General features: G+C 48.7%; 23 protein-coding genes and 1 tRNA gene. 14 read left to right on the top strand and 10 right to left on the bottom strand.

Annotated elements, in window-relative coordinates; all coding sequences use genetic code 11:
• The first annotated feature begins 10 nt into the window (after positions 1-10).
• Together PHI12_00710 and PHI12_00705 are read left to right on the top strand one after the other, a co-directional pair.
• On the top strand, positions 11-1,561 hold the full coding sequence (locus PHI12_00710) for a ComEC/Rec2 family competence protein (GenBank protein MDD5509330.1): 1,551 nt from the start codon (positions 11-13) through the stop codon (positions 1,559-1,561).
• Positions 1,554-2,441, top strand: a complete 888-nt coding sequence (locus PHI12_00705) for an MBL fold metallo-hydrolase (GenBank protein MDD5509329.1) — start codon at positions 1,554-1,556, stop codon at positions 2,439-2,441. The genes PHI12_00710 and PHI12_00705 overlap by 8 nt, the downstream gene beginning before the upstream one ends.
• A 148-nt stretch (positions 2,442-2,589) precedes the next feature.
• On the opposite strand, the gene PHI12_00700 is transcribed toward PHI12_00705, so the two are convergent.
• The gene (locus PHI12_00700; protein ID MDD5509328.1) at positions 2,590-4,080 is read right to left on the bottom strand and encodes an AMP-binding protein; all 1,491 of its coding nucleotides are present in this window, start codon (positions 4,078-4,080) and stop codon (positions 2,590-2,592) included.
• Positions 4,081-4,331: 251 nt separating this feature from the next.
• Here PHI12_00700 and PHI12_00695 point away from each other — a divergent pair, with 251 nt between their 5' ends.
• The 6 genes from PHI12_00695 to PHI12_00670 all read left to right on the top strand — a co-directional run bounded on the left by PHI12_00695 (position 4,332) and on the right by PHI12_00670 (position 11,411).
• Complete coding sequence (locus PHI12_00695) at positions 4,332-5,486, top strand: U32 family peptidase (GenBank protein MDD5509327.1); 1,155 nt, start codon at positions 4,332-4,334, stop codon at positions 5,484-5,486.
• Positions 5,487-5,977: 491 nt separating this feature from the next.
• Positions 5,978-7,342, top strand: a complete 1,365-nt coding sequence (locus tag PHI12_00690; protein MDD5509326.1) for an MFS transporter — start codon at positions 5,978-5,980, stop codon at positions 7,340-7,342.
• Positions 7,343-7,470: 128 nt separating this feature from the next.
• On the top strand, positions 7,471-9,669 hold the full coding sequence (locus PHI12_00685) for a bifunctional (p)ppGpp synthetase/guanosine-3',5'-bis(diphosphate) 3'-pyrophosphohydrolase (GenBank protein MDD5509325.1): 2,199 nt from the start codon (positions 7,471-7,473) through the stop codon (positions 9,667-9,669).
• An 11-nt stretch (positions 9,670-9,680) separates the two neighbouring features.
• On the top strand, positions 9,681-9,965 hold the full coding sequence (gene rpsT, locus PHI12_00680; protein ID MDD5509324.1) for a 30S ribosomal protein S20: 285 nt from the start codon (positions 9,681-9,683) through the stop codon (positions 9,963-9,965).
• A gap of 108 nt (positions 9,966-10,073) precedes the next feature.
• Positions 10,074-10,727 carry a transcriptional repressor LexA gene (lexA, locus tag PHI12_00675; protein MDD5509323.1) on the top strand — a complete coding sequence of 218 codons (654 nt, stop codon included), beginning with the start codon at positions 10,074-10,076 and terminating at the stop codon, positions 10,725-10,727.
• Positions 10,728-10,841: 114 nt separating this feature from the next.
• Positions 10,842-11,411: an aldolase gene (locus tag PHI12_00670; protein ID MDD5509322.1), complete on the top strand. Its 570-nt coding sequence runs from the start codon at positions 10,842-10,844 to the stop codon at positions 11,409-11,411.
• Here the strand turns inward: PHI12_00670 and PHI12_00665 are convergent.
• Complete coding sequence (locus tag PHI12_00665) at positions 11,401-12,342, bottom strand: branched-chain amino acid transaminase (GenBank protein MDD5509321.1); 942 nt, start codon at positions 12,340-12,342, stop codon at positions 11,401-11,403. The genes PHI12_00670 and PHI12_00665 overlap by 11 nt on opposite strands.
• A 129-nt stretch (positions 12,343-12,471) precedes the next feature.
• Here PHI12_00665 and PHI12_00660 point away from each other — a divergent pair, with 129 nt between their 5' ends.
• Both PHI12_00660 and PHI12_00655 read left to right on the top strand, forming a co-directional pair.
• Positions 12,472-12,996: a cupin domain-containing protein gene (locus tag PHI12_00660; GenBank protein MDD5509320.1), complete on the top strand. Its 525-nt coding sequence runs from the start codon at positions 12,472-12,474 to the stop codon at positions 12,994-12,996.
• 102 nt (positions 12,997-13,098) lie between these two features.
• Positions 13,099-13,560: a VOC family protein gene (locus PHI12_00655; protein MDD5509319.1), complete on the top strand. Its 462-nt coding sequence runs from the start codon at positions 13,099-13,101 to the stop codon at positions 13,558-13,560.
• A gap of 87 nt (positions 13,561-13,647) precedes the next feature.
• Here the strand turns inward: PHI12_00655 and PHI12_00650 are convergent, their stop codons facing one another.
• Positions 13,648-13,839, bottom strand: a complete 192-nt coding sequence (locus PHI12_00650; GenBank protein MDD5509318.1) for a DUF951 domain-containing protein — start codon at positions 13,837-13,839, stop codon at positions 13,648-13,650.
• Positions 13,840-13,857: 18 nt separating this feature from the next.
• Positions 13,858-14,667, bottom strand: coding sequence for an orotidine-5'-phosphate decarboxylase (gene pyrF / locus PHI12_00645; GenBank protein ID MDD5509317.1), 810 nt, complete (start codon positions 14,665-14,667; stop codon positions 13,858-13,860).
• A 75-nt stretch (positions 14,668-14,742) separates the two neighbouring features.
• Between pyrF and PHI12_00640 the strand changes: the two genes are divergently transcribed.
• A complete protein-coding gene (locus PHI12_00640) occupies positions 14,743-16,146 on the top strand; it encodes a bifunctional folylpolyglutamate synthase/dihydrofolate synthase (protein MDD5509316.1) in 1,404 nt (467 codons plus the stop codon).
• Position 16,147: 1 nt separating this feature from the next.
• On the opposite strand, the gene PHI12_00635 is transcribed toward PHI12_00640, so the two are convergent.
• Positions 16,148-16,414 carry a hypothetical protein gene (locus PHI12_00635; protein MDD5509315.1) on the bottom strand — a complete coding sequence of 89 codons (267 nt, stop codon included), beginning with the start codon at positions 16,412-16,414 and terminating at the stop codon, positions 16,148-16,150.
• A gap of 301 nt (positions 16,415-16,715) precedes the next feature.
• Here PHI12_00635 and PHI12_00630 point away from each other — a divergent pair, with 301 nt between their 5' ends.
• The 3 genes from PHI12_00630 (at position 16,716) to PHI12_00620 (ending at position 17,927) form a co-directional block, all read left to right on the top strand.
• Positions 16,716-16,940 (top strand): zinc ribbon domain-containing protein, encoded by a 225-nt coding sequence (locus PHI12_00630; protein MDD5509314.1) that lies wholly within the window; start codon positions 16,716-16,718, stop codon positions 16,938-16,940.
• 14 nt (positions 16,941-16,954) lie between these two features.
• The gene (gene dtd / locus PHI12_00625) at positions 16,955-17,404 is read left to right on the top strand and encodes a D-aminoacyl-tRNA deacylase (GenBank protein ID MDD5509313.1); all 450 of its coding nucleotides are present in this window, start codon (positions 16,955-16,957) and stop codon (positions 17,402-17,404) included.
• A 100-nt stretch (positions 17,405-17,504) separates the two neighbouring features.
• Positions 17,505-17,927: a Fur family transcriptional regulator gene (locus tag PHI12_00620; protein ID MDD5509312.1), complete on the top strand. Its 423-nt coding sequence runs from the start codon at positions 17,505-17,507 to the stop codon at positions 17,925-17,927.
• An 88-nt stretch (positions 17,928-18,015) separates the two neighbouring features.
• Here PHI12_00620 and nadC read toward each other — a convergent pair whose 3' ends face one another.
• The 5 genes from nadC to PHI12_00595 all read right to left on the bottom strand — a co-directional run bounded on the left by nadC (position 18,016) and on the right by PHI12_00595 (position 21,603).
• The gene (gene nadC, locus PHI12_00615) at positions 18,016-18,903 is read right to left on the bottom strand and encodes a carboxylating nicotinate-nucleotide diphosphorylase (protein ID MDD5509311.1); all 888 of its coding nucleotides are present in this window, start codon (positions 18,901-18,903) and stop codon (positions 18,016-18,018) included.
• Between the two features lie 29 nt (positions 18,904-18,932).
• Positions 18,933-19,889 (bottom strand): quinolinate synthase NadA, encoded by a 957-nt coding sequence (gene nadA, locus PHI12_00610; GenBank protein MDD5509310.1) that lies wholly within the window; start codon positions 19,887-19,889, stop codon positions 18,933-18,935.
• A 32-nt stretch (positions 19,890-19,921) separates the two neighbouring features.
• A complete protein-coding gene (yajC, locus tag PHI12_00605) occupies positions 19,922-20,185 on the bottom strand; it encodes a preprotein translocase subunit YajC (protein ID MDD5509309.1) in 264 nt (87 codons plus the stop codon).
• A 14-nt stretch (positions 20,186-20,199) separates the two neighbouring features.
• Positions 20,200-21,459 (bottom strand): MiaB/RimO family radical SAM methylthiotransferase, encoded by a 1,260-nt coding sequence (locus tag PHI12_00600; GenBank protein MDD5509308.1) that lies wholly within the window; start codon positions 21,457-21,459, stop codon positions 20,200-20,202.
• Between the two features lie 52 nt (positions 21,460-21,511).
• A tRNA-Ser gene (locus PHI12_00595) sits at positions 21,512-21,603 on the bottom strand.
• Positions 21,604-21,982 lie beyond the last annotated feature (379 nt).

Here is a 21,982-nt window from a genome sequence, read left to right as displayed (position 1 = left end):
ATGACGGACATTGGCACTTATTTATCTTAGCTGTGCTTGGCTAGCCGGTATCTTTTTGGGCGGATGGCTAGAATTTAGCCCACCACCGATCATTCTTCTCACCGGGCTTATTCCTCTCCCTCTGGTTCTTCGGCTCCGCCATCGTAAGAAAGTAATTATCTTAGTCGGCCTCTGTCTGGCCGCTTTTTTCGGGGGTGTCATCAGGTTTGAGGCAAGTCAGCCCGCTATTGATGAAAATCAACTGTGCTTTTACAATAACCAGGAAGCGGTTACGGTCAAGGGAATCGTTGGCGCTGATCCGGATGTCAGGGATAAAACTACTCAAATACGCTTGTCGGTCGAAGAATTGAGATCTGGCGCAAAATGGCACAAGGTATCAGGTACCGCGTTGCTGTTTGTACCGCGATATACCGGCTATAAGTATGGTGATGTACTCCTGATTACAGGGAAGCTTGAGACACCCCTCCCGGTTAATGACTTTGACTACCAGTCTTACCTTGCCCACCAGGGGGTTTATTCATTGATGTCCTACCCTGAAATAGAAATTCTAGCGAGAGAAAAGGGGCTTAAACCACTGGCTTGGGTTTATTCGGTAAGAAACCGGATGTCCCAAACCTTGACCCAGGTTTTACCTGAGCCCCAGGCGTCAATGGCTCAGGCTGTCACTCTGGGCATCAGGGGAAATATTCCCCTATCGATCAAGGATGATTTCTCCCGTACCAGCACTACCCACCTGCTGGCTATTTCCGGCCTTCATCTCAGTATTCTAGCCGGTGTCCTGCTCGGCGCCGGTATTTGGCTCTGGGGGAGAAGGTACTATCTCTACATCTGGCTGGCACTGGCTGCGATCTGGTTTTATACCCTAATCAGCGGGATGCACCCGCCAATAGTCCGGGCGGCAATTATGGCCAGCCTGTTTCTTGCTGCCGACATTCTCGGCAGACAGCGCAGTGCCATCACCGCTCTTACCTTCGCTGCTGCTATTATGGTAGCTATCGAACCACAAATCCTGTGGACGGCCTCCTTCCAGATGAGCTTCGCGGCTATGTCTGGCCTGATCCTGATTGCTCCCTTCTTCCGGACTTTAGGTAGAAAAGCCATCAGAGCAACCATGGGTGAAGACAGGCCGATAGTAACCGCGGCTAATTTTACCAGCGATGGCTTTAGTATAAGCCTGGGGGCTATTATCGGAGTCGGGCCGCTAATCGCTTACTACTTCGGCATTGTCTCATTTGTAGCTATCCCGGCTACCTTGCTTGCTCTCCCCGCCCTGCCCGGTGCTATTACCGGCAGCGCTATATCCGGTGTTCTGGGATTCTTTGCCCTCCCCGTAGCTCAGGTTATCGGGTGGTTAACCTGGCTTTTGTTATTCTACCTCTTGCTGGTGATCAGGGCTTTCGCCGCTATCCCATTGTCCTCCCTGGATATTTCCCTTAACTTAAGTGCGGTCTGGATTTACTACCTGGCTTTAGCGCTGGCTATCTTCTTTAGCAGCAACCGCCGTAAAGTAAGTACCCTCGCCGTCAAATTTCTGAAACCGGGACAGGATCGGGATGAATAAGATATCTGATTTTATTCCCAAAACATATATCAAGTGGGTGCTACTGTCCCTAGCAGTCGCAGCTATGTTATTATGGCTTTTTGAGGTTACTGCACCGGATGACAAGCTCCACGTCAGTTTTCTTGACGTCGGACAGGGTGACGCTATCCTTATTCAGAGAGGTAATCAGCAGGTGCTGATTGATGGCGGCCCCAGCCCGCAGGCAATCGGTTTGGAGTTGGGCGAAAAAATGCCCTTTTGGGACAGGACTATCGAAATGGTAGTGTTGACTCACCCTAGCGCCGATCATGTTACCGGCCTGGTGGAAGTATTAAATAGATACAATGTCGAGCAGGTGCTCTACCCTGATTTAGCCTACGTGTCCGGTATATATAATGAGTGGCTTCGGTTAGTCCGGCAGAAGGATAATAGATGCAGCTTTGCCCGAGCCGGACAGCAAATCGATCTGGGCGGTGGAGTATTACTGGAGGTACTCAATCCTCCCCGGCCTCTTTTGACCGGCACTGAATCCGACATTGATAACAATGGCATGGTATTACGGCTGAGCATGGACGAGATAAGCTTCCTGCTTACGGCTGATACAATGTGGGAAGTCGAACTTGAGCTGATACACGGCCGGGCCAAGCTGAACAGCACGGTACTCAAAGTCGGTCATCACGGCTCCGATACTTCTACTACACCCCAGTTCCTGGCTGTGGTTAATCCCCGAATAGCTGTCATCTCAGTAGGCGCTGATAATGAATATGGTCATCCTGCCGACGGGGTAATAACCAGGCTGGCAGAAAAGACAGGTATGGGAAATATATACCGTACCAGTGATGACGGCACAGTCGAATTTATCACCGATGGTGAGAGGATGTGGATAAAGAAGGGGAAATAGAATCTCGTTTGACCCGTGATTATACAATGTTGGTGGTAGTACCGGGATTACGGAGTAGTGGGGCTATTGCGGCGGTCCTTCTGATATAGAATACTTGTGGTGGAGTCAAGGCAAGAAAAACAACGCAATACGCCCAAGGTGCAGGATTTCAATCCTGTCTCTCTTTGAGCTGTTGCCTCAAAATTTTTCCGGAGCCGGTCCTGGGTATACTGTCCACGAACTCAAACTTCTTGGGTAATTTGAAGTCAGCCAGGTTCTGGCGGCAGAAAGCGGCCATTACTGCTTCGCTGGCAACCTGCCCTTCCTTGAGGACGATAAAGGCGGTAGGAATAAGTTCATCGGAGACACAGCCAACCCCAACATAGGCTGCTTCAGCGACAGCGGGATGACTTAAGAGCACATCCTCGACATCCCATGGGGATATTTTTAATCCTGACTGTGTTACTATTATGAATGATTTCTTTTCTACATATTCAAGGTAGTCATCTTCATCCACACGGACCAAATCTCCGGTATAAAACCAGCCGTCTCTAATGACCTGAGCCGTGAGTTCGGGGGCCTTATAGTATTCCTTCATCATCCAGGGGGCCTTGAAAACAGCCTCTCCTACTTCACCGGGAGCAACCTCCTCTCCGTTATCGGCAACTATCCTGAGATCGCAGATCGGTTTGCCCACGGTACCCAGTTTGTGGTTATCGAGAGTGCTCATAGAAACAACGGAAAGTTCCGAAAGGCCGTACGTTTCGCAGAAAGTCAGATTGAGCTTGTTCTCCAGTATCCCCATGAGATGTGGTGATGACTTCGCCCCGGCTGAAGAGGCAACTCTCAATGAACTAAGGTCGTAATCACTGATGACCTTATCCGGCAGCATGGCTAAAGCATTGTACATTGCCGGAACTCCGAAGAGGATACTACCTTTTTTCCGCTCTACGGCTTCTAGAACGGACCTGGGAGTGAAACGGGGGATTATTACTACAGTAGACCCTTTTATGATCGATCCGAAAAGGAGTTCGCTTAATCCCAGGAGGTAGAAAAAGGGAACCGGGTCGATAACCACGTCGTCTCCGACTCTATGAAGTCCTGCGGATACTATGTCAGGTGTTCCCATAAGAGAAGCATGGGTATGTACTACCCCTTTTTGCCTGCCCAATACCCCTGACGTATATATAATAGTAGCCGTATCATCGTTATTAATGTTGACATCCGGAGATACCGCAGAGACTTTCGCTAGCATTGATTTGTAAGTTTCACTGTCGACATCTAGGACATGCTGTAGCCGTGGGATATCGGGTCGGAAGGTAGTAAGCATCCGGGATAGTCTTCTTTCCGTGATCAGTACCCCGGCATCAGAATCACGTAGCAGGGAAGCAAGCTCGGGCGCTTTCAGCATAGGACTGAGCAGTATGGCTACGCCGCCAGTTTTGATAATGCCGAAGTAGCTAATAACCCAATCGGGGTTATGGGACATTAAGATAGCAACATGGTCACTTTTCTTTACCCCTAATCCAATCAACGTATTGGCTACCCTGTTAGCAGCCGTGTCTAACTCTCGGTAGGAAATTTTCTGCGGGCCAAAAACGAGGGCAGTTCGTTGCGGTACCTCACGGGCGGTAACCTCCAGTACTTTCTTAAGATTCACGGCAAATCCTCACAAATCAGTAAATAATTGATTTACGTATTGACAAACTGTTTCTCTCAATATAATATATTACAAGGCTAGTTATTGTGCAATGACGTTACTTCTAGTTGTAAGGTGCATTCTGTAACGCTGGCCTATTGGTATTTTTGAAAGTGAGCATTTTGGGTCTTGACAAAATGTTGTTCTATATGTAGTATCTTTAGAATAGCTTTTACCGTCAACCTCAAAGTGAAGTAAATATGCAGTTATTATTGCCAACGAACTGGGATAGGGATCTGATACCCCTTCTGAGTGAGACGAAGGCAGATATTCAATTATATGGCGTTTTGCCTACCTCAATGATCGGGAGCGGAGGCTCCGGCCCAGATATTCCCCAAATGACGATAAGTCGTGCCGAAGAATACATCAGGCTGGTGCATTCTGCCGGTTTCAAGTTCAATTATCTTCTTAATGCTCCTTGCCTCAACAATATGGAGTGGCATGAAGACACTCATCGTGAGTTACTGCAGCACCTGGGGTGGTTGAGTGATATCGGGGTGGATAGCGTTACCGTCGCTATCCCGTACTTGATAGAGCTTATCAAACGTCAGTTTCCCAACCTTAAGGTAGAGGCGTCAACCATAACCCACGTAAACAGCGTTGCCCGGGCGAATTTTCTTGAGTCCCTGGGGGTTGATGCCATTATGCTGGACTCTAATGTTAACCGTGATTTCAGGCTTCTTAAAGCGATTAGAAGCTCGGTAAAATGTGAGCTTGGAGTGTTGACCAACAGCCTTTGTCTTTACCAGTGTCCCTACGAGTATTATCATAACAATACCCTGGGGCATGCCAGCCAAGGACAAAACCCGCTCTGTGGTTTCTATATGGACTATTGTGTGCTTCATTGTGCTCTGAGTAGCCTTACCGATAAGTCCCAGCTTATTAAGTCTCGCTGGATAAGGCCGGAAGATATACATATCTACCAGGAGATGGGTATTGATTTCTTCAAAATCGGTGGCAGAGCGATGTCAACAAAGTGGATTTTGAATGCCACCAAGGCATATGCTTCTTTGAATTATCCGGGTAATCTGTACGATATATTAAGTGCCCTCACCTCTAAGTTAAGGAGTGCAGAGTCGAATCTGCCCGGGGCCAGAACAAACGCAATCGCTTCACCGCCGAGAGTGTATATTGATAACCAGTCCCTGGACGGCTTCATTGAATTTTTCAAGAAAAAGGATTGTCTCTCTGGATGCAATAACTGTAATTATTGTCAGGAAGTAGCCGATAAGGTTGTTACTATTGATCATGACGAAGAGGATAAATATATATCCGTGCTCAAGAGTCTGCTGGGTGAGTTGACCAGCAGCAGCATGTTTAGGGCCAGAGAATTTTATGCTGCCAGTAATGCTGGCACAAGAATATAAGATCGGGCCCGGTCTAATCCGCCCGCACTTAGTCCAGATCAGTTCAGTTATGGTATATTCTGTGTAACCAGGCTATCCCGGCCATTCATAACTGCGGAGAGCTTTTCTATTAATCCCTTCGAGCAACCTCTAGCCATAAGATGCGGCTACCGGTCTGCCGTAGTTCAGAGTGAGATAAATACGTAGACTCCCCTCTCACCTCGAGCACCCCTGTAGACTATCTCTGGTTCGGTTCCACAGATAGGCATACCTTTCCCTATCAGACATAATGAGCCACCGTAACCGAAACAGAATCCTTTTCAGGTAGTAGATTGCTTCTACGATCATAATACTGGCTTGCCTCCCGGTTCCTAAAGTGTATAACGCCGGGTATGGGAAAAGGTTAGCATGAAACATCTGGATTGCGTAGAAAGATGGGGAAGTCCGGGTTGTGTTACTATAGAATGACGATATAACGCCGGGGTAAAGATTAGCATGACAGCGAGTAAAAAATGAGAAGAATAACTCTGGTTGTTGTCTCGTTAAGCTTTTTCTTAGCAGCATTTATGGGTTCTGCAGTTAACATAGCTCTGCCCTCGATTGGCAGAGAACTCCACATGGATGCTGTTTCGTTGGGCTGGGTCACTACCTCTTTCATTCTGGCCTCAGTAATGTCCTTGGTGCCGTTTGGGCGCCTCTCTGATATACGGGGACGAAAGAAGATTCTTACCTATGGTGTAATCATCTATACCATTTCATCTCTCCTCTTGTCGTTTGTCCATTCTGCTAATCTGCTGATTTCATTACGTTTTGTCCAGGGTATCGGCAGCGCCATGATATTCGCTACCGGGTTGGCTATCGTGACTTCGGTGTTTCCATCAGGGGAGAGGGGTAAGGCACTGGGTATAAGCGTCGCTATGACATACTCAGGACTTTCTCTCGGCCCTGTACTTGGTGGAATGTTGACTCAGCACTTCGGCTGGAGAAGCATCTTCCTGGCTACTATACCACTGGGCATAATAATAATTATCCTGATTCTATGGAAAATGAAGGGGGAATGGGCTGAGGCAAAAGAGGAGAAATTCGATCATGGTGGTGCTGTAATCTATGGGCTTACGCTGGTAGGCATAATATATGGTTTTTCCCGGCTACCCGATGCCCTGGGCATCGGGCTACTGGCAGCAGGTATATCCGGAGCCTTTTATTTTGTCCGGCGAGGAATAAAGGTCAAGCATCCGCTTCTGGATATAGGCCTCTTTAGAAAGAACAGAGTCTTTGCTTTCTCTAACCTGGCAACCTTGCTTAATTACAGCGCGCTATTCGCTGTTGGTTTCCTGTTAAGCTTGTATTTGCAGTACATTAAAGGGCTTGATCCGCAAAATGCGGGTCTCGTTCTGGTGGCAATGCCTGTGGTACAGGCTGCTTTATCACCGCTCGCCGGCAGACTTTCCGATCGGATTGAACCCAGGATACTCGCCTCGATCGGTATGGGGATTAATGCTATAGGGCTGTCCGTACTTATTTTTGTCAATGAAAATAGTAGTCTGGGTTTTATCATCGGTATTCTGGTCCTTATGGGCGCTGGTTTTGCTCTGTTTACTTCTCCTAATACCAATGCCATAATGAGCTCTGTGAAACAAAGGTTCTACGGGGTAGCTTCAGCAACAATGGCAACCATGCGGCAGATTGGGATGAGTTTCAGCATGGGAATTACGATGCTGCTATTTACCATATATATCGGTAGAGTAGAAATTACGCCGGAACACTACCCGTTATTTTTGAGCAGCACCAAAATAGCATTCATAGTTTTCACTGCCCTGTGTACTGCCGGTATCTTTGCCTCGCTGGCAAGAGGCGATACGAGAAACACAAGGTAGGACGTTTACCATCGTGGAATACTGGTAGCGTACTGATTCTGGCATCGGCGATAAGGCGTAGGTGGATTTTGCACCGTTAAACGCGTTACGCTATACTTAACTAATCCTATCGGTTGGCAAGGTGGGTGGTGAGTTACAGTCAGCTAAAAGCCAAGGTTGAGGAATATCTTCCGGCGGAGAAGCTAGCTCTGATCGAGAGCGCCTATGACTTTGCCCGGAAAGCCCACGAGGGACAGTTACGCATATCAGGTGAGCCCTATCTGGAGCACCCGATACAGACTGCGTTAATTCTGGCAGAACTCCAACTTGATGCTAACTCTGTTGCTGCTGCCTTGCTGCATGATGTCCTGGAGAACTGTGATATACCGCTTTCCGATATTGAGATTACCTTCGGATCCGAAATAGCCAAGCTGGTCGATGGTGTCACCAAGCTGAGCAAACTTTCTTTTTCAGGAACAGGAGCTGGCGTTTCCGTATCCAGAGCAAGTGAACAGCAGACGGAAAATCTGAGGAAAATGCTGGTAGCCATGGCGGAGGACCTCCGCGTAGTATTCATAAAACTGGCCGATAGATTGCATAATATGCGCACTCTGGGTGTATTACCCCCGGAGAAGCAGCGCCGGATTGCGCGGGAGACCCTGGAGATATATGCTCCACTGTCCCACCGCCTGGGGATATGGGAGTTGAAATGGCAGATGGAGGACCTCTCCTTCCGATATCTGGAGCCGGAGAAATATCGAAAAGTGGCCAGGCTGGTTGCCGCCCGGCGTGCCCGGCGGGAGAGCGTAATAGCCCAGGTAATTCAAATCCTGGAGGCAGAGTTTGATCGTATAGGTCTGAAAGTTGAGATATCGGGTCGGCCCAAGCACATTTACAGTATAAATCAGAAAATGGAGAACTATGCCGCCCAGGGGAAAACCTTTGACAATATACATGACCTGCTAGCCATACGAGTACTGGTTGATACCGTACCTTGCTGTTACACTGCTATAGGTGTTATCCATAACTTGTGGCGTCCTTTACCCGGTGATTTCGATGACTATATTGCTAATCCCAAACCGAACGGGTATCAATCCTTGCACACAGTGGTAATGTATGGCGGTACTCCTCTGGAGATACAGATTCGTACTTATGATATGCACCGTGTTGCCGAGTTCGGTGTAGCGGCTCACTGGCGCTATAAGGAAGGCAAAAAGAAGGATCTGCACTTTGAGGAGAAAATAGGTTGGCTTCGTCAGCTGATTGAGTGGCGGCGTGAGCTAAGTGGTGCTGAAGAGTTTCTGGAGTCGGTCAAGACTGATATATTCATTGACCAGGTTTTTGCTTATACCCCCAAGGGTGAGATTAAGGACCTGCCCAAGGGCGCTACCCCACTCGATTTTGCCTATCGTATCCATACCGAGCTGGGACACCGCTGTATAGGGGCCAGAGTTAACGGTAGGCTGGTACCGCTTAATTATCGAATTCAGAATGGCGACATCGTAGACATTATGACTACCAAGGGTGATAAGAAACCAAGTCTAGACTGGTTGAATCCCCAATTGGGTTACGTCCAAACATCTCATGCCAGAGAGAAAATACGACAGTGGTTCAGAAAACAGGAGCGAACGGAGAATATTGAGCGTGGTCGTGAGCTACTTGATAAAGAGATTAGGCGACTGGGGATAAAACTTAGCAGCCGGGAGGAGCTGGCCAAACTGCTCAACTACGACGATATGGGCGAGTTTCTGGCAGCTATTGGCTACGGTGGTATTTCTACCCATCAGATTGCCGTCAAATTATCTGCTCAACAGGAACAGCAGAAAGAAACAACGGGAGTAACGCCGGTCAAACGAACGATACCTACTGTTAATGTACTAGGTTCAGGAGATATGCTGACCCATTTGGCCCAGTGTTGTCATCCCGTGCCCGGAGATAGTATTATCGGCTATGTCACACGTAGTCGCGGAGTATCAATCCATCGTCAGGACTGTTATAATATAATCCACGAGGACGAACAAGAAAGGCTGATTTCGGTGGACTGGGGAAGTACCGCTGCACTGTACCCAGTCAATATCCGCGTTGATGCTTGGGATAGGGTTGGAGTGATGCGTGACATTACTACAATCGTGGCTGAAGAGAAGGTCAACATAGCCGCTGCTAGTTCTGTTCGACATGATGACAATACTGTCACCGAATATTTTACTTTGGAGACAAACGGTCTGGCTCAGCTGAGTCGGATGTTAGGAAAAATCGAGGGGATCAGGGGGGTAATAAACGTTACCCGTGTGGGAAGCGAACCCACCGCAAAAACCAACCCCTCGACTCAAGCTAATCTAAACAATTAGGGAGGTAGATGTTGCCACACAGTAAATCAGCTCAAAAAGAGGTGCGGGCTTCCAAAAGGAGACAGTTCCGCAATAAATCCATTCGCAGTTTGTGCAAGACCAAGATAAGCAAAGCCGAGAAGCTCATCTTATCAGGAGAGCTTAATCTGGGTCGGGAGGCGGTGGTAGACGCGGTCAGTGTTCTGGATAAAGCGTCTGAGAAAGGGATCATACACGCTAATAATGCTGCCCGACGTAAATCACGCCTGACGAAGAAGCTCAATCAGGCACAGGCCATGTCTTCAACGGAAGGTTAACCAAATATTCTTAAGAATCGTAGCCGGTGGTATTGACCATAGGCTATGTTTGGTATTATGGTGGTGTAGAACTGATGTTCGTTTTGTGCGGATTCCCTGGAAGGGTATATGGTAAAGGAACTATCATCTAAACCACAACAGATTATCGACTTTATTTATCGTTTTGTGGAAGATAGGGGCTATCCACCTACTATCAGGGATATTGCCAGTGGATGTGCAATCAGTTCGACATCAGTGGTTAAATATAACCTGGATATTCTGGAAAGGAACGGGTACATTCGTCGTCACGGCGAAATAGCACGTGGTATCGGGCTGGTTGCTCATTCCACGCATTTCAAATATCGGTTGTTGGTACCCGTTATCGGTCAAATAGCGGCAGGGAAGCCGATACCGGTACCTACCTCCGATACTTGGGATACGGCTGCTTTTGCAGAAACTATAGAGGTGACCAGAGACTTGACCCGGGGGCGCGATGGGATTTATGCTCTAAGGGTGAGGGGGTGGTCAATGGTGGATGCTCTGGTCAGCGATGGTGATATTGTGCTGATGGAGTATGTCAATGCCGTGGATAACGGCGAGGTGGCTGCTATTTGGCTTAAGGCAGAGAGGGAAGCAACTTTAAAGAAATTCTACTCTGAAGCCGGGAAAATACGGCTTCAGCCAGCCAATACCAGGATGAAGCCAATATATGTCGAACCTGATAACGTGGAAGTTCAGGGTAGAGTAATTGCAGTTATCAGGCAGCTTGGTCCGGGCAGATAGTCTGATTTGATGTCTATTGCTAAGTAGGTATAAACTAGTAGGTGGCTGATATACACTAAAGTGGTATGGTCTGACAACATCGTAAGGTCGGCACCGGAAGAGAGAAAGGGTGATATGCTCCTAGGCCAGTTTCAAAGTACAGGTCGTGACCTTTGTAGTCGCGGTCTGGTCTGCTCCAACAGCGGGAACCTGAGTGTCAGAATGGGAGACCGCCTGGTGATTACACGCCGTGGAGGTATGCTTGGCTGTCTGGAGGAAAACGATCTGATAGAGACCGGAATAGACAAAAACGATCGTTTTACACCGCTTGCATCGAGCGAACTGCCCGTCCACCGGGCTATCTATCGCGCAACCTCGGCATTAGCCATTGTTCATGCCCATCCGCCGCATGCTGTTGCTATGTCGTTAATGGAAACCGAGATTACCCCCAATTGTAGCGAAGTATCTCCCTTAATGGAGCGTGTTCCTGTTCTCGGTTGGAATATGGAAGTAAAACCGGGTGGATTAGCTGATATCATCGCTGAAGCGCTTAAGAAATATCATATTGTTATGGTTCGTGGTCACGGCAGCTTTGCTATCGGTCAGTTGCTGGAAGAAGCCCATAACTACACCACTCTTTTTGAGGCAAGCTGCCAGGTCCTTTGCCTGTTGCGGTCGTTGAAGGTGAGCGAGGTCAGGGAATAGCCTGTCGGCCTTTTGTTGCCGGTCCGTTTTTATAGACCGGGGTGCACCACTCACAGTATCTGTGGTTTTGTCCCTTTATTACGTTAGAGTAGGCTTTTTGCAATTTCTTGGTTATCTCACCCGCCTTGCCGCTGCCTATCTTACGCCCATCTATCTCAACCACCGGGGTGATATTAGCTGCTGTTCCGGTCAAAAAACATTCGCTGGCGGTGTAGAGTTCGCTGTGGTTGATATGCCGTTCTGTGGTCTCTATACCCAGTTCGTTGTGTGCCATCTTAATTACAACGTCACGGGTAATTCCTACTACCATAAGATCATCGACGCCCGGCGTCACCAGTCCGCCGTTTTGGACCAGAAAGATGTTCTCACCGCTCCCCTCGGAGACATAGCCGCTGGCAGTAAGCATAATCGCCTCGTGATAATCATTCTTGACAGCTTCGGTCTTAGCCAGAGCATTGTTCACGTAAAGGCCGGTAATTTTAGCCTGTGGTGTCTCACTGGGGCGACGCCAGGAAGAAACTATACACTTCACCCCGTTCGTATCCAAATATGGTCCCCAGGGGAAGGCAAAGACCATGAAGGCATCATCCAGATTATGCAACCGAACACCCAGCGCCTCTGAGCTCTTATAGGCTAAAGGACGGACGTATATGTCCTCCTCAAAACCACATTTTTCTATCAACTCCACAGTGATCTGACAGAGCTTGTCAATAGTATGGGACAGATCGATATTAAGCACACGGCAGCCGTTAAGCAGTCTTTGGTAGTGTTCGTTGAGACGGAAGATATAAAGCTGCCGCCCGTCACTATTCCAATTACCGCGAATGCCCTCGAAAACACCGGTGCCATAGTGCAGGCAATGAGTCATAACTCCTAGTCTGGCTTCAGACATAGGAACAAATTGCTTGTTAAAATAGGCATATAGCGGCATCTTAGACTACTCCTCTCAATAGGACTGATTTGACCTATTATATCCATTACCAAGATGGAAACACAAGCAGGCGATTTGTCTAAAATCAGGTTAAGTGTTATATTAGATGCCGCGTAAGTTGATTGGTTAATGATGTTATCAGCGGATGAGATAATAAGTGCCCTGGGTTTGAAACCTCTTCCGGAAGAGGGCGGTTTTTATCGGGAAACCTACCGCTCGGTAGAAAATGTTTCTCTTGATGCGCTGCCGGACAGGTATACTACCGGAAAATCATTCGCCACCGCAATATACTATCTGCTGATACCGGATACCTGTTCCCGGCTCCACCGGCTGCCTACTGATGAGACCTATCACTTTTACTGCGGTGATCCTGTCATTATGCTTAATCTATACCCCGATGGTATGTCCCGTTTGATAGCCCTGGGGACAGCGATAGATAATGGGGAACAGGTTCAGTTCACTGTACCCAGGGGAGTATGGCAGGGTTCCTTCTTAAAGAGAGGGGGAAGTTTTGCCCTGTTGGGTACTACTATGGCACCCGCCTTCGATTCTACCGACTACGAAGCCGGTGAGCGCAACCGGCTGGTACAGGAATATCCTGGCCGTAAAGAGATGATAGTCCAGCTTACCCCTCCTCCTGCCGGTGTGTTTTAGGTCTCTTACTGCGATAGAATCGGCGTATGAAGGGGTGCCTTTTCCTGAGAAACAATACTTTGAGTTTGCCAAGTTGATCATTGACCAAAGGGGGTTAGTAAGGTGTTGCAGTGGAAACTGGATAAAGGGTCTATTCTGTTGCCCAGTGTCGTTCATCTGGGTGTCGCCGTAAAAAATGCCGAGAAAAGTACCAGGTTCATTTCTTCTATATGGGATATCGGTACTCCCGATGTTATCGACTACGAAGCCAGATCTGGAGAGTTGGTTGTTGGTAAACCCTTTAAGGTCAGGCTCGTTTTTATTAGGTTAGGTACGCACTCGATAGAATTGCTTCAGCCACTCGACGAACAATCGATCTGGGCCGATTTCATTAGAGATAAGGGCGAGGGGATACATCACATCGCTTATGGTGTAGCTAATTATGATGAAATAGTGACAAAACTGCAGAAGCAGGGGCACACATTGCTCTTGGCGGCTGTATTTGAGGGATGTCGCTGGTGCTATTTCGATACCAGTCCCGGGGGTATGGTTATCGAAATTCGTGAAGAATGCAGGAGGATGTAGACATTTGGCTGGGTCTACCGGATCTCTCTGCCAGTCGGTTTTAACCCGGCTTTTATCTTATTCTTGTATGAGTATAGCGATGAGTCGTCAGTCTCCCCGGGAAATGAAGGCTACTACCCTGTGCTCGAAGATACTGCGTTTAAGGAGGATGTGACGCTGGCACTTAAGGCACCTGACTCCGATGTCAGCTCCGAGTCTGACTACCTGCCACTCGTAGCTGCCACAGGGGTGCTTCTTCTTGAGGCGAACCACATCGCCCAGTTTTATTTCGATAGTCATTACGCCTGTTCTGGGAAATCAAGGCAGACAGGAATTAATCTGTTCGCGCAGTGATGAGGCCGCCCGCCGGGCTGCCTCCGCAAAATCGTCATTCGCTGAGGCATATATTATCTGCCGTGATGAATTGATAATAATCCTCTCGCTCTGGGCATCGATCCCGTAACGGATTGCCAGGGCGAGGTCCCCGCCTTGGGCGCCAATACCCGGCACAAGGAGAGGCATATCGGGGTGGGCCTCACGGATTATCTTCAGTTCCTCAGGATAAGTAGCGCCGATTACCAGCCCGATATTACCGTACTTGTTCCATATTTCGGCCTTTCGGGCAACCAGTTCAAACAGAGCATGGCTCCCTGTTTCCGTCTCATCAAAGCGCAGTGACTGGAAGTCCAGAGCGCCGGTATTTGATGTCCGACACAGGATGAATATGCCTTTGTCTCGGTAGTTAATAAACGGCTCTATCGAGTCAAAGCCAAGATAGGGATTTACGGTGGCGGCATCACAGTTGAGGTTATCGAAGATAGCCCTGGCATAGGCCCTTGCCGTATTACCGATATCACTGCGCTTAGCATCACCGATAACCGGTATGCCATCAGGGATATACCTGATGGTACGTTTCAGGGAGTCGAACCCACCGTCAGCCATAGCTTCATAGAAAGCGAAATTGACCTTGTAGGCGCAAACCAGATCAGCAGTAGCTTCGATAATCGCCCGGTTAAATTCGAAGACACTCCTGTTCCGGGGCATCAACTGAGAGTCAGGGTCAAGCCCGATACAGACAAGGCTCTTGTTCCTGTGAGCAGCTTCGGTCAGCCTTTCAATAAAGTTCATTTCATTCCTTAAATAAGCGGTTCAACCGCGTAAGGTGATAGTACCAGTAGCCGTTGCTTAGCGTCAAGTGCTATAATGGCGGTAAACTTGGTGGATAACCTCTTAGACTCCTTTCGTCGGATTATAATGGACTATCAACAGGCACTGGACTACCTTTATAGTCATATTGACTATGAGAAGATACCGATGCCGCATGCCCTGGCTCATTATGACCTGAGACGTGTTGAAGAACTGCTGGCACGACTAGGCAACCCGCATTTATCAGCCCGGTCAGTCCATGTTGGTGGTACCAACGGCAAAGGGAGTACCGCTGCAATGATTGCCTCAGCCCTTACAACCTCGGGTTATCGGACAGGATTCTATAGCTCCCCGCACCTTAATACGATAAGGGAGCGCTTCAGGGTTGACGGTACGTTGATCACCGAAGATGAGCTCACCTCCATAGTAAATGAGATGAAACCAGAGGTCGAGCGTGTAAATCAGCAAGCTGACCATGGTCAACTGACTACCTTTGAGTTGTTGACCGCTCTCGCTTTTACCTATTTCAAGCTCAAGGGGGTTGATTTTCAGGTACTGGAGGTGGGGATGGGAGGCAAGTTCGATGCTACCAATGTGATTCTGCCGGAGGTTAGTGTTATTACTTCAATCAGTCTTGATCACACGGCAGTGCTGGGTGACTCACTGGCCAAAATTGCCCAAGAAAAGGCGGGTATCATCAAGCCTGACGGCACGCTGGTACTTGCCCCACAGTTCGATCAGGTGGTACCGGTAATAGTAGCAGCGTGCCGAGATCAGAAAGCGGAGCTGGTTATGGTAGGTAAAGATATTACCTGGCGAAACCTTGGTTTTGATGGTAAGAGACAGCTACTCCGTGTCGAGGGGAGACTGGACAGCTACGAACTAGCCATTCCTCTTCTCGGCCAGTACCAGTTAGAGAATGCTGCTACGGCGTTAGCTTCCTTGGAGGTGTTATCGGTAAGGGGTTTCAGTCTTTCCCGGGATAGTATTACCAGTGGACTGGCAGCGACAAGCTGGGCAGGTCGGCTTCAGATACTGAATCGCCGGCCGCTGCTGGTCGTTGACGGAGCCCATAACCCTGATGCTGCCCGAAGGTTAAGGCAGTCATTGAAAGTATACTTCGACTTCAAACGAAGTGTCCTGGTTATGGGAGCTTCTTCGGACAAGGATGTTGCCGGTGTTGTCTCTGAGTTGGCGCCCGCTTTCGACAGGGTGATCGTTACTCGTTCCGCCCATCCCCGGGCGATGGGGCCGGCTCGCCTGAAGGCTGAGTTCAGAAAATACGGAGTAGAAGCACGATCAACGGAGTCAATTCCCGAAGCGTTATCGCTAGTGGTGAAAATGGCCGGGCCCGAAGATCTCGTCTGTGCTACCGGCTCCCTGTTCGTGGTGGCCGAGGTAATCAAGCAAACCGAATCAGGGAGCGGCTTGATAAGCAAAAGAGAGCAACCCAGAGCTTAGCTTAACCCAGGTTAACGGGCTCCTGAGTGATCCTGGCTTCCTCGGGCAGCATATTGCCCAGAATCTTCTCCAGTGCCATGGTATGACTACAAAGCCCCCAGCTTGAAAAGAAGTGGCAGGAGCAATGCCATTTGCCATCCTTATATCCCGTAGTGTAGCTGTCATTCTCTCCGCGGAATTCTACTGAGAAATCGGAGAAGCTGATTCGGTCGGTTTCCTGGGCATAGCGCTTGGCCTTTTCGATTTTCCCAATCAGACTTGACTGCATAACTACACCTCCCTATAAATGCGAAGAGCACCGACTATCAATTAGCCCGGTGCCTTCTTTATCCGATAATCTTTCGCTGCTAATGCGGTCATAACTACATATACTTATCCACTCCGCTAACCGCTTAAATTTTACACCTTTTTCACCCCGAAGTCTAGGGGGAATCAATTTAATTTTGGCGCCTATTTCGGTCTACTGATCATTGATACCAATGTCGCATCGCCTGAATTTGCCTTTATGGCGATTATTTGTGTAAAATAGCCAGTGAGACAGTGATACAAGTATCCGTGAGGTGATGTAGATGCCCACCTATGAATATAAGTGTGATAAATGCAGCTTCCGTTTTGAAAAAAGGCAGCGGTTTGATGAAGAACCGATAGCTATATGTCCTCAGTGCGAGGGGAAAGTTCGTCGTGTTTTTCACTCTGCACCCATCATTTTCAAGGGGAGCGGTTTTTATGTTACCGACAGCCGCAATACTGATGTTAGCTCAGGAGCGGCGAAGCAACCTGCTAAGAAACAGTAAACGGGAAAGTAGTTGTGAAGGCACTCCTGCAACGGGTTACCAGTGCCTCGGTCAGTGTCAACAATGAGATAGTGGGTAAAATCGGACAGGGGCTGGTAGCCTTTATCGGTATTGCTAATAGTGATACTGGAAAGGATGCGCAGTACCTGGCGCAGAAGGCAGTGAATCTGCGTATTTTTGCTGACGAGGCGGGCAGGTTCAGCCGTTCCGTTCTGGATATTAACGGAGAAATACTGATAATCAGCCAGTTCACTCTTCTGTCAGATACCAGGAGGGGGCGCCGCCCCAGTTTTACCGAGGCAGCACCGCCATCCCGGGCTGAAGAACTCTTCGAATACTTTGTCAAGGAAGTTCGTGATACCGGACTCAGTTTAGCCACCGGGCGCTTTCAGCAATATATGCAGGTGGAGATTCATAATGACGGTCCGGTAACCATTATGCTGGACAGCGGTGATAAACGTTAATGACCCATCTGTATAATTGCTCTTGCATTGTTTGTTGCCATGAATTAATCTCTTGTTTATAATTTGTTCATAGTTGGTCTATCAAGCAGGGTAAAGTCGAATGAGTCAAACTACAGCAATAGGTCGTAAACTGGGTGAGTTAGGCTACCGCCTGACACCACAACGTATAATGATACTAACAGCTGTAGAGGAAACGGATGGTCATATCAGTGCTGAGGAGATATATGCTCAGATCTGTGACCATTATCCCCAGATGAATATCTCTACTGTCTATCGTACTATGGAGCTACTGAAGGGACTGGGAATGGTTACCGAGACTGACCTGGGCGATGGGCGGGTACGCTACCACAGTATTGGGAAAGGCCATCATCATCACCTTGTCTGTGAGAAGTGTGGAAAAACTGTCGACGTCGAAGAGTCGATATTGAACCCGTTGTGGACCGAAATTAGAGAGAAATACGGCTTCAGGGTCAATATGAAGCACCTTGCTTTCTTTGGCCTATGTCCGAAGTGCCAGAAGTAGTGCCGCTTGCCATCTGTATTAATTATCAGTCTCTTTAAGCCGGGGAAGATAAAGGCCGGATATCGCATGTCAAAAAGGTCGGCACGGGCTATTTCGTATGAACTGGCTGGATGGTCTCCGGTTCAAGCTCCAGGCTGATGTCCAAAGCCTTTACTGAATGGGTGAGCGCGCCGATTGAGATAGTATTCACTCCGGACATCGCTATGGCACGTACGTTCGCCAGGGTAATACCTCCCGAGGCCTCTGTCTTGACATGCCCCGGTATTAGTCCCACGGCACGGCGTATTTCATCCGGACTCATATTATCGAGCAGGATCGTATCGGCCCCACCTTGAACTGCCTCCAGGGCTTCTGAAACAGTATCGGCCTCGACCTCCACCGTCAGACCTTCGGGGGCATTTCGTCTCGCTTGAGCCACGATATCCTTTATGCTCATTCCCTGGGTGCGTAGTGCTGAGAGGTGGTTGTCTTTGATCAAGATGCCGTCACCGAGATGAAAACGGTGATTCTTGCCACCGCCGGCACTCACGGCGTATTTCTCCAGTATCCTGAGTCCGGGGGTAGTCTTACGGGTGTCACAGATACTGACTCCAAGCCCCGTAGTCTCGGCAACATAGCGGGCAGTAAGCGAAGCAATACCGCTTAGCCTTTGTAAGAAATTGAGAGCCACCCGTTCTGCCTTGAGGATATCTATTACCCGTCCGTAAATAGTAGCTATGATATCTCCGGGATGAATCAAAGTACCATCTTCTATCAATAGCTCCACCTTAAGTGATGGGGATACCTTGAGAAAAACCTGTCTGGCTACTTCTCCACCGGCCAGAGTTCCTTCTTCCTTAGCCAGCACGATTGCCTTACCCTGAAGTTTGGCTGGTATCAAGGCTTCGCTGGTGATATCACCCTGACTAATATCCTCTGCCAGGGCGAGGTTAATAATGCCATCAATCTGTTCATTAGACGGTCTGAATTTATTCACCAGGCTCACACTCCTGTGCTCCTTTTTCTTCACCCTACCGCAATCATTCTCTCAACAGCCTGCTTTGCCTTCAACCTTATCTCCTCGGGAACAGTTACCCTGTTCCTTCTCATCTCCATCGTCTCGGCTAACGTCGCCAGGGTTGTCTTTTTCATGTCGGTACAGACCTGGCTGTTTGATAGCATATGGAAGGATTTACCGGGGTTCTCTTTACGTAGCGTATGCAGCAGTCCCTCCTCGGTACCGATGATAAAGCTCTTTTGCGAACTTGTTTTGACATAGCGGAGCATCTGCGAGGTGCTGAGGACAGCATCAGCCAGGGCTACTACTTCCGGTCGGCATTCGGGATGGACGATGAGCGTGGCATCGGGATAAAGCTCCCTTGCCATCTTCACCTGCGCTGGCTTAATCCGGTGGTGCACATAACAGTAGCCGGGGTAAAGGATCATCCTTTTTCTGGTCTGAGTGGATATAAAGTGCCCCAGATTCTGGTCAGGGACAAAGAGAATCTCGTCGTTGGGTACCGCATCTACTATCTTGACTCCATTAGCCGATGTGCAACAGCTATAACTCTCTGCCTTGACTCCGGCTGTTGAATTTACGTAGCAGACTACCGACGCCCGGGGGTATCTCAGCTTCCAATCCTTAAGCTCATCGGCACTAATCATATCAGCCATAGGGCAACCGGCACTTCCTTCAGCCAGTAAGACGGTACGTTCGGGACTAAGTATGGCCGCTGTCTCTGCCATGAAATGTACGCCACAGAATATGATGGTTTCAGCATCCACCCCGGTGCACCTGCGGGCTAACTCCAGGGAGTCGCCGGTAAAATCGGCGATATCCTGTATCTCGGGACTCTGATAATTGTGGGCGACAATGACTGCCCTTAGCTTTTCTTTCAGCTCCGCTATCTTCGTTTTAAGGTTATCAACACTATCCATTGCCATCTCTATCAGGTTACCGGTTGCTGTACGTCTCTGTCTCATTGGAATAAGGGAAAGATGCCGGATCGTACTTATTATTTTGCTTTACCGGCGATACTGCTTTTAGCCACTCTCATTGTGGCCCCTGATTCTATTTTCAGGACGACGCTGTCCTGACCGACATCTTCCACCCGCCCATATATGCCGCCGGCGGTGATCACACTGTCCCCTTGTTTCAACTGATTTATCAGTTCATCGTGCTCTTGCTGTCTCCTTCGCTGTGGTCTGATCATGAAGAAATAGAATACTAAACCAAGCACACACAGAAAGGCGATTATGTATATTATGTTGGTGTCCATTATCCCTCCTTGCTTTAATCAGTCCGATTGGTGTTAATACTACCCTGCAGCGCCCATGGACTTGTCTTCTCAATATCTATTTTGACCAGTCGTCCCAGGCAGTTGCAACTGCTATCGAAAAAGACCAGTTTACCGTTTTGAGACCGGCCCCACCACCGCCCCTTTTTCTTACCTTCTACCAGGACCTCAGCTGTCTTACCCAATAGCCGGGCATTAATTGCAGCCGCTATTTCTTCCTGAATCTTTTCCACCCTTTTCAATCGCTCTCTTTTCACAGCCAGCGGAACATTATCGGGAAATCTCTCGGCAGCAGCAGTCCCCGGCCTCACTGAATATGCAGCGACATGGACTACGTCAAACTTTAGCTCGGAGATCAGTTCAAATGTTTTCTGAAACTGCTCTTCCGTTTCGTAGGGGAAGCCGACAATGACGTCGGTGCTTAAGGCTACTCCCGGCACTCTGCTGCGTATTTCTTCTATGAGCCGGCGATAGTGCTCTGCAGTGTAACCTCGTCCCATTGCTTTCAGAATATCATCACTGCCCGACTGCACAGGGAGGCTTATCTCTTCGCAGACCCTATCCAGACAGGCTATCTTATTAATGAGCCTGAGGCTCATATCCTTGGGGTGGTTGGTCAGGAAGCGGATGCGGACCAGTCCATCCACAGTATTAAGCTCACCAAGCAGATCGGATAACTGCGGCTTTTCCGGAAGATCCTGCCCGTATGAGTCCACGTTTTGTCCCAGCAGGACCACCTCTTTTACGCCATGGCGCACCAGCTCCTTCACTTCAGCTACTATTGATTCAAGTGGGCGACTTCTCTCCCGGCCACGACGATAAGGAACGATACAGTAGGAACAGAAATTATTACAGCCTTGAATGATGGAGACGAAAGTGACTGTTGATGGATGTCGGGGTAATATCGGACCTGGTATTGGATCCTCCAGCCAGGGCGGATTTTCTCCGGGCTTAAAGAAATAATCAACGAAAGGGAAGCTCTTTTTGAGTTCGTCTGTCTTTGAGTTTACCAAACAGCCGGTAACCGCCAGTTTAAGGTCAGGGCATGACTTTTTCAGTGTCTTAAGAGCGTTCAGCCTGCCGATAACCCGGTTTTCCGCACTCTGCCGTACCACACAGCTATTAAGTACAATCAGTTGAGCCTTTTCGGTGGCGGTCGCCCTTTGATACCCGTGCTGTTCCAGGCAACTGCCGAGTCGCTCGGATTCAGCCTTGTTCATCTGACAACCGATAGTCCAGATATAATATCGAGGCATAGCCTTACACCGGTTATTAAAATATATGCCCCTTGCTAAGGGGCATTTTATCTGGCGGAGGGAGTGGGATTCGAACCCACGACCCCGGTTACCCAAGGTAAGCGCTTAGCAGGCGCCCGCACTAGACCACTATGCGATCCCTCCCGACTGCGAAACAGAGTTCCAATCCATTCCTTGTACATTTTATCACACCCGTCCAAATATTATAAGCAACCGCATCAGCCGTAATATTTCCCTCTGATAGAAGTAGGGGGGTAGCTATTGACAAACGATTGATATTATGTTAACATCCTATCCAATTGAATATTGTAAAGGCTGTGAACAAGAGTAGTAGCCTTCAAGCGAGGCTCAGAGAGCCGGGTAGGGTGTGAGCCGGTGCTGGCGCAGATGGTGAATGGATTTGGGAGCCGCAGGCTGAAAATTGCTGATTCAGCAATAAGTAGGTCTTGACGCAGGGAAAGCGTTATTGTATTCCAGGGTATTGAGGTAGATTCTTGCTTCTGTACCTGATAGAGATAGTCCT

This window comes from Dehalococcoidales bacterium, from assembly GCA_028716225.1.
Lineage (GTDB): Bacteria > Chloroflexota > Dehalococcoidia > Dehalococcoidales > UBA5760 > UBA5760.
Note: the sequence above shows the minus strand (reverse complement) of the source record. Positions and strands in the feature narration are given on the sequence as shown.

Coding starts and splice junctions, on each gene's coding strand:
- PHI12_00600 (MDD5509308.1), bottom strand. CDS start 21,459: ATGCCTCGATATTATATCTGGACTATCGGTTGTCAGATGAACAAGGCT.
- PHI12_00630 (MDD5509314.1), top strand. CDS start 16,716: ATGCCCACCTATGAATATAAGTGTGATAAATGCAGCTTCCGTTTTGAA.
- PHI12_00635 (MDD5509315.1), bottom strand. CDS start 16,414: ATGCAGTCAAGTCTGATTGGGAAAATCGAAAAGGCCAAGCGCTATGCC.
- nadA (MDD5509310.1), bottom strand. CDS start 19,889: ATGAGACAGAGACGTACAGCAACCGGTAACCTGATAGAGATGGCAATG.
- pyrF (MDD5509317.1), bottom strand. CDS start 14,667: ATGAACTTTATTGAAAGGCTGACCGAAGCTGCTCACAGGAACAAGAGC.
- PHI12_00640 (MDD5509316.1), top strand. CDS start 14,743: ATGGCGGTAAACTTGGTGGATAACCTCTTAGACTCCTTTCGTCGGATT.
- PHI12_00650 (MDD5509318.1), bottom strand. CDS start 13,839: ATGACTATCGAAATAAAACTGGGCGATGTGGTTCGCCTCAAGAAGAAG.
- PHI12_00665 (MDD5509321.1), bottom strand. CDS start 12,342: ATGCCGCTATATGCCTATTTTAACAAGCAATTTGTTCCTATGTCTGAA.
- PHI12_00690 (MDD5509326.1), top strand. CDS start 5,978: ATGAGAAGAATAACTCTGGTTGTTGTCTCGTTAAGCTTTTTCTTAGCA.
- PHI12_00705 (MDD5509329.1), top strand. CDS start 1,554: ATGAATAAGATATCTGATTTTATTCCCAAAACATATATCAAGTGGGTG.
- PHI12_00670 (MDD5509322.1), top strand. CDS start 10,842: ATGCTCCTAGGCCAGTTTCAAAGTACAGGTCGTGACCTTTGTAGTCGC.
- lexA (MDD5509323.1), top strand. CDS start 10,074: ATGGTAAAGGAACTATCATCTAAACCACAACAGATTATCGACTTTATT.
- PHI12_00620 (MDD5509312.1), top strand. CDS start 17,505: ATGAGTCAAACTACAGCAATAGGTCGTAAACTGGGTGAGTTAGGCTAC.
- PHI12_00660 (MDD5509320.1), top strand. CDS start 12,472: ATGATGTTATCAGCGGATGAGATAATAAGTGCCCTGGGTTTGAAACCT.
- yajC (MDD5509309.1), bottom strand. CDS start 20,185: ATGGACACCAACATAATATACATAATCGCCTTTCTGTGTGTGCTTGGT.